Origin of the sequence: Cohnella soli (genome assembly GCF_042655525.1) — a bacterium.
Lineage (GTDB): Bacteria > Bacillota > Bacilli > Paenibacillales > Paenibacillaceae > Cohnella > Cohnella soli.
The window spans coordinates 51,882-53,224 of record NZ_JBHSMI010000042.1 but is presented as its reverse complement, the minus strand read 5'-3'; the positions used below and the strand labels follow the sequence as shown (position 1 = coordinate 53,224).

The following is a 1,343-nucleotide window of genomic DNA, read 5'->3' as shown; positions in this document are numbered from 1 at the left end:
GGAGAAGAGTTGGAGATCAGATGAAGGATAACATTCACGTTGTTTTCGGCTTCGATATGGAAACGGACGTGGGCAGCTTTACGCCGTATTATGACGGCGTAAAGAACGCTACCGCGCCGCTTGTCGAGCTGTTCGATAAGAAGGGAATCAAGGGAACTTTCTATTATACGGGAGATGCGGCCCGCCGCAATCCCGAGAGCGTCGAGATCGTCAAGCTGAGCGGCAACGAGGTTGGCTGTCACTCCCTGTTCCATGAGACGGTAGGGGATGAGCTGTTTCCGATTCCGGGCGTCGTGCCGTTGTTGCCGGAGGAAGTTCCGCTGCGCATCGAGAAAGCGACGGAATGGGTGCAGCAGGTGCTCGGGCATCAACCGGTATCGTTCCGCGCGCCTCGTCTCTGGGGATCGACTGCATTATTGAATGCGCTGGAACGGCTCAACTATGTATCGGACGCTTCTTATCCGATGTACTTCTATCGGGAAAGATTCGTTCCTTACCACCCGAGCAAAGCCGACTGGACGAAGGAAGGCGACATGAACATCGTCGAGATTCCGAACTTCGCCGACATGGTCATGCAGAGCAACGACCCGGGTCTGGAGCGGGATCGCGACCAGTGGCCGCTGTTCCGGACGAAGAGCGCGGACGAGCTGATGAAGCGCATTGACGGGTTCGTGAAGTTTCTGCAAGAGCGGAATTTGCCGGTCGTGCTGTGCTTCTACTTTCACCCATGGGAGTTCATTCCGATCCAGGAAAGCTACCACTACGGCGAAGCGACGGTAACGCCGGATCGGTTCTTGACGCTTGGCTGCGGGCAGAAGGCGATGAGCGAATTTTCGATTTTGATCGACCGGCTTAAGGATAAAGGCGCGGTATTCCACCGTGCGGACGATTTCGCCGGATTGTGGCGCAAGCAAACCATTCGTCAATAGGATAAGGAGACATGCGATATGACAGCCAGGGTATATATTCCGGATCACGAGTATAAGGAAAGAATTCAACGGGCGGCTAGGCTTGTAGCGGACAAAGGGCTGGACGTGCTGATCGTCAACTCCAACGAAGCGGACTATGCGAACGCACGTTACTTCAGCGGCTTCTGGCCGCTGTTCGAACGCGCGGGCGTAGCGATTACGCCTGCGGGCGATGCAGCGCTGATGGTCGGCCCGGAAAGCTCGGTGTACGCGCGCGACTTCGGCAAAATCGACAAGCAGTTCACGCTAATGGAATACCGCGAATCCGCCAACCCGAGCTATCCTGAACTGAAGCCGAACACCTATCGCGAAGTGTTCAAGGCGCTTGGCATTACGGGCTCGAAGCTGAAAATCGGCGTAGCGAGCTTGCTCGAT

The 1,343-nt window shown here is 55.8% G+C and carries 2 protein-coding genes; both read left to right on the top strand.

Annotated elements, in window-relative coordinates:
- Nucleotides 1-929: polysaccharide deacetylase family protein (locus ACFPOF_RS23975; protein WP_378137438.1), on the top strand; the 929-nt coding region annotated here is incomplete at its 5' end.
- An 18-nt stretch (nucleotides 930-947) separates the two neighbouring features.
- Nucleotides 948-1,343: aminopeptidase P family N-terminal domain-containing protein (locus ACFPOF_RS23970; RefSeq protein WP_378137436.1), on the top strand; the 396-nt coding region annotated here is incomplete at its 3' end.